The following is a 5,017-nucleotide window of genomic DNA, read 5'->3' as shown; positions in this document are numbered from 1 at the left end:
TCGCGCACCGCGTCGGCTAGCGCCGTGAGCGCGTCGGCCTCCAACATTTTGTCGTCCTTGGCGCCGCCGTGAGCGGTCTCGTGAGCGGGGGTGCTTTCCGGCCGGGCTTAGCCGTGTTCGGGATGTTCGCAGAGACGGTGACCGCGGACATCCCGCTCTCGTTTGCCGATCGGCGCCGTGGTGTTCGCCATGTCGCTGGGTGGTCGGCTTGGAGGGCATATGGCACGCAAGTTGTTGCTCGGTCAGTTGCGGGTGCAGGAGATCAACCACCGCGACGGCCGGGTCTCGTACACGATCGTCCGGTCGGGCGGGGCCGTAGCGAACCGGCGGACCGGTTCCTGGTGAAGTTCGAGGGGCTGGGGACGGACCGTACGTACGCTTACCTGCTCGTGGACCATCTGCGTTGGCTGGAGAGCGAGGGGCTCACCTTCGACCAGGTGGTCTTCCAGGATCTGGAGCGCTACATGGGAGCGGTCGGTGCCAAGGTGCCGATTCCGTTCGGCTCCCCGTGGTGGGTCGGCAAGAAGCCCTACGGCAACAGCGCGCTAGCGGGCGCGAGTTCGTGCCTCAAGGGCTTCTACCTGCACCAGGCGGGTCTCGGCTTCAACCAGGCCCTGGCCAAGGAACTCGATCTGCGGCGCCTTCCGACGAAGGCCGACCGTTCGCGTTCCCTCCTCGGGCATGTGACCCGCAGCATGTCGGCGAATCCGCTCGCGCCGACGCGGACTCGGCGCCGGCACCCGAAGATGCTGCCCGACGGTGCCCGCGGGGAACTGCACCAGGTCGTTTCCTCGCTCCGGGACCACCTGGTTCTCGACTGGTTGGGAGACGGCGGCTTTCGCATCGGCGAGCTCTGCGGGCTGCATCTGAGCGATCTGCATCTGCGAGACAACGCCCAGTGCGGAGAATGCCGCAGCCCACACGCCCATATCTGCCACCGGGACGGGTTGACCAATCGAGCACGGGCGAAGACCAAGTGGGACTGGGAACTCCAGGACGGCGTCATTTGCGGCGGACGCATCAAGCGCGTGAGCCCCACGATGATCCATTCGTACTTCGACTACGTCATGGACGAGTACCCTCGCGACGCCTCACACGGCCTGTTGCTGATCCAGCTGCACGGGAAGGGTCGCGGGCTGCCCTGGGCTGCGGAAGGCGCCCGCAAGATGGTCTCCCGGGCTGGTCTCCGTGCCGGTCTGGGCAGGATTCGCCCCCATATGTTCCGTCATTCTCTCGCGAGTGCCGTCTTGGACGCCTCGAACGGCAACCTCGTGGTTGCCAGGGACGCTGGCGGCTGGGCCTCGGTCGAGACCGTCGACGAGATCTACGCCCACGTCGACATCCACGACCCCGTCTTCGACGCGGCCCTGCGCACGGTCTGGGGCGAGGCATGAGTACACCTGTCCTGCTTCCTGTCGTCCAGTCGCCGGACCGGCGCCAGTACCGAGACCGGCTGGAGATTCTCACCGCACTGCTTGCCGGTCCCACGGTCGACCCGCTCTACTCCGAAGATCTCGTGAAGTTCCCCGAGGACCACCCGGTCTACGGGTGGAAGTGCTGTGTGGTCGACTGCCAGGGCCCTGCCGTGGGCGGCGGCCAAAAGGACATGTGCTGCGCGCATCTCACGGAGTTCCGGCGGCGGGTGAAGACAGAGCCGGACCTGACCCGCTACCACTTCCAGCAGACCGCGCCTGCGCGCAATCCGATGGGTAACGTGGATCCGCCGGACTGCCGGATCTGCCTGGAGCGTCCCTCCTATATGTCGACCATCGACCTCTGCAGTCGGCACTACCGGCGGTGGCTGCGGGCCCGGGACAGTGTCGGCGAGGCCGCGGACTTCGAGCTGTGGTGCTCGCGGGAGAAGCCACTGCGGTCCTTCGGGGACTGCCTCGTCTCCGTCTGCCACCTGCGGGCGGCCACACCGCTGGGCCTCTGCGAGACCCACGAGAAGCGCTACAGAACCGCTGGCCGACCGGGTCTGGCCCGAGTGGCCATCCCACGGTGAATGCCGCTTTTCGACCTGCACGGTGGGACGGTCCCTATTGCCTATGACAACGAGTCCGCATCCCGGGCCTGGTGCTCGACCGAGATCGTGCGCTACCGGGCGGGGCAGGTCAGCCTGCGTGGCCTGCCGCCGCTGCTGAGGGCCGAGATTCAGTGGGGTCTGTTCGCCCGCAGTCAGCGCCGCGATCACACCTTCTGGTCGCTCCAGTGGGTGCAGACCTTGGTCAACCAGTGCCGTCGGCGCGGGTGGATGACGCTGTTCGACATCGGCAAGGACGACTGCAGTACTGCGGCCTGCGGGTACCAGTGCGGTGGATGCGGCGGTTTTGCTGGCGGAGATGGTGGCGCCGGAGCGGATGCATCCGGGCTGGGATGCCGCGCTGGCTCTGCAGCGGTCGGTGGTCCCCTATGAGCGGCTGCTCACCCTGGACGAGCGGTTGGAGGGCGCTGCGGCCAGACCTGTCATCGTTCCGGACACGGTGGTCGTGGACCAGGGCAAGGTGTTCGTGTCCTCCTCGTTCCTGGCGGCGTGCGGGAGTTTGGGGGTGTCGTTGCAGCCCGTGCCGCCGGCGAACGGGCCGGCGAAGGGACAGGTGGAGCGCACGTTCAAGTCGGTCAATCAGCAGTTCAGCCAGTACGTGGCCGGCTACACCGGATCGAATACCGCCGAGCGTGGGCGGCGGGTAGAGGACGAGGCCTGCTGGACGCTGCCGCAGTTGCAGGAGTTGTTCGACGAGTGGCTGGTGGCGGGGTGGCATCCGCGTAAGCATGAGGCGCTGCGCCACCCCTTGCTGCCGTATCTGGAGCTGTCGCCCATCGAGATGTGGGCTGCGCTGATCGGCGTCACCGGTTACGTGCCGGTGACGCTGACGCCGCAGGACCATGTCGAGCTGCTGCCGGCGAGGTGGCAGGTCATCAACGACTACGGGATCCGGTTCGGATACCGCACGTACGACAGCGAGGCGCTCAACGGGCACCGGCGCCGCAGGTCCGGCTGTTCTGCCCGGGGTGACCGCTGGGAGGTTCATTACAACCCCTACGCGCCGGAACGGATCTGGGTGCGGCTCCCGGACGGGTTCGTGCAAGTGCCGTGGATTCATGCCACTGAGGTGAGTCTGCCGTTCACCGATTACACCTGGCGGCATGTCTGCAGGACGGTGGCCCGTACCTCGGATCGCGACGGGCACGAACTCGCCCTGGCCCGTGCGCTGGACAAGCTCCTTCGGCGTGCGGGTGCGGGCCAGGGCACCCGCCGCGAGCGCACTGTGGCTGCGCGTGCCCTGGCCGCGGCCTCTGTCGCTCCTGTCGACCGGGCCAGCACTGCCGTGGAGCAGACTTCGGCTGCGGTGTCGGACGACGGTGGTGAGGTGTGGTGGCCGGACGGCGACGGGCCAGAGGATGTGCCAAGAAGTCTGGACGGCTTCGACGAAGCCGAACAGGAGGGCGACGACATGCCCTCCGGTGCCTTCCAGGCCCGTGGTTCCCGCCTGCTCAACCCCTATGCGGAGGCCGGTCAGTGGCTGTAGAGGACAAGGTGACGGGCGGCGGGGGCTTCGCTCCGGTCAGCACCTGGGCGGGCTGGCAGCAGTACGTGGACAGCGCCCCGGTGACCCCAAAGGTCGATGACTCCTGCTGGGACCGGGAGCAGCGGCTGGACTATCACTCGCAGTTCGTGGTGGTTTCCACGCCCGCCATGCCCGTGAGGGGCACCTTCGGGTGTCTCGGAAGCACGTCGAGCACCTGGAGGCGGAGGCCGGTGCGGCGGGCCGTCAGAACGGGGCTGACGGGTCGTGGTGAGGCTCGGTACGTGGATCGACAACGCTCGGCGGCGGGGCGACAAGCCGATGGGAGGGCTTTGAGCGTTGTGGTGAGCGGAGTCTCTGGTCGAGTGGGGGCTACGCCAGGCGCGAGCGGAAGTGGCGCAGCGCCGCCTCGGCCGCGTTGGCGCCGCACATGCCGTGCGCGCCCGGTCCTGGCGGTGTGGCGGCCGAGCAGATGTACATGCCGGGGATACCGGTGTCATAGGGGGAGAGTGTGGGCTGCGGGCCGAAGACGAGCTGGCGTATGTCCTTGGCGCCGGTGATGATGTCGCCGCCCACGTAGTTGGGGTTGTAGGCGTGCATGTCCATGGTGGATTGCGATACGTGTCCGACGATGCGTTCCCGGAATCCGGGGGCGAACCGCTCGATCTGGCTGATCACCGCCTGGGTCGCGTCGCCGGTGTAGCCGTGGGGCACGTGCGCGTAGCTGTAGAGGGGGTGGATGTCGCCGACGGAGCGCTGGGGGTCGGCGAGGTACTGCTGGCCGATGAGGACGAATGGGCGCTCGGGCATGCGGCCGGCGTGGATGTCCCGTTCGGTGGCGGCGATTTCGGCGTATGGGCCGCCGAGATGGAGCGTGCCGGCTCGGTGGGCGTCCGGGTTCGTCCACGGGACGCCGCCGTCGACCGCGAAGTCGACCTTGAAGGCTCCCGGGGCGTGCCGGAAGGACCGGTATGCGCGGGTGACACGAGACGGCAGCCGGTCGCCGATGATGTCGGCGACGGCCCGCGGAGCGAGGTCGAACATTGTGATGTCCGCAGGTGGCAGGTCGCGTGCGTGGTGCACCTCGATGCCGGTCTCGATCTTGCCACCGTGTTCGGCGAGGACTGCGGCCAGCGCCGCCGAGATCGACCGCGATCCGCCGGCGGCGACGGGCCAGCCGTGTCGATGCCCGGCGGCGATGATGCCCAGGGCGATGGCGGAGGAGAGCGGGTAGTGCAGCGGCCGGAACGCGTGCGCGGCCACCCCGCCGAACAACGCTCGGCCCCGCTCGGTGGCAAACAGCCGCGCGATGGCCGAGCCCGGCAGCAGCGTCGGCAGGCCGAACCGGGCAAGGGCAAGCGGGTGCCTGGGCAGGCGCAACAGCGGCCCCATGATGTCCTCGGCCAGCATGTCGAAGCGGGCCGCCGGCCCATGCGCCGGCCCGCACTGCGGGAAGCGGTGCGGCCCGAGCGGGTGCCGCTGTCCTCGGC

General features: G+C 68.5%; 6 protein-coding genes. 5 read left to right on the top strand and 1 reads right to left on the bottom strand.

All coding sequences use genetic code 11. The features are described from left to right. Positions 1 to 219: 219 nt before the first annotated feature. The 5 genes from ACWCQ6_RS35795 (at position 220) to ACWCQ6_RS35775 (ending at position 3,530) form a co-directional block, all read left to right on the top strand. Positions 220 to 345 (top strand): hypothetical protein, encoded by a 126-nt coding sequence (locus ACWCQ6_RS35795; RefSeq protein WP_451096482.1) that lies wholly within the window; start codon positions 220 to 222, stop codon positions 343 to 345. Further along, entirely contained in the window at positions 342 to 1,394 is a 1,053-nt protein-coding gene (locus tag ACWCQ6_RS35790) for a tyrosine-type recombinase/integrase (protein ID WP_451096480.1), read from the top strand. Before ACWCQ6_RS35795 ends, ACWCQ6_RS35790 begins: the two co-directional genes overlap by 4 nt. Next, the gene (locus tag ACWCQ6_RS35785) at positions 1,391 to 2,005 is read left to right on the top strand and encodes a hypothetical protein (RefSeq protein ID WP_451096478.1); all 615 of its coding nucleotides are present in this window, start codon (positions 1,391 to 1,393) and stop codon (positions 2,003 to 2,005) included. Before ACWCQ6_RS35790 ends, ACWCQ6_RS35785 begins: the two co-directional genes overlap by 4 nt. Further along, positions 2,006 to 2,416: a hypothetical protein gene (locus tag ACWCQ6_RS35780; protein ID WP_451096476.1), complete on the top strand. Its 411-nt coding sequence runs from the start codon at positions 2,006 to 2,008 to the stop codon at positions 2,414 to 2,416. It begins immediately after the preceding gene. A 73-nt stretch (positions 2,417 to 2,489) separates the two neighbouring features. Beyond that, complete coding sequence (locus ACWCQ6_RS35775) at positions 2,490 to 3,530, top strand: Mu transposase C-terminal domain-containing protein (RefSeq protein WP_451096474.1); 1,041 nt, start codon at positions 2,490 to 2,492, stop codon at positions 3,528 to 3,530. Positions 3,531 to 3,899: 369 nt separating this feature from the next. Here ACWCQ6_RS35775 and ACWCQ6_RS35770 read toward each other — a convergent pair. After that, positions 3,900 to 5,017 (bottom strand): phytoene desaturase family protein (locus ACWCQ6_RS35770; protein WP_451096472.1); only part of this gene is annotated, 1,118 nt, incomplete at its 5' end.

It is taken from the genome of Streptomyces sp. NPDC001880, assembly GCF_053594575.1.
Note: the sequence above shows the minus strand (reverse complement) of the source record. Positions and strands in the feature narration are given on the sequence as shown.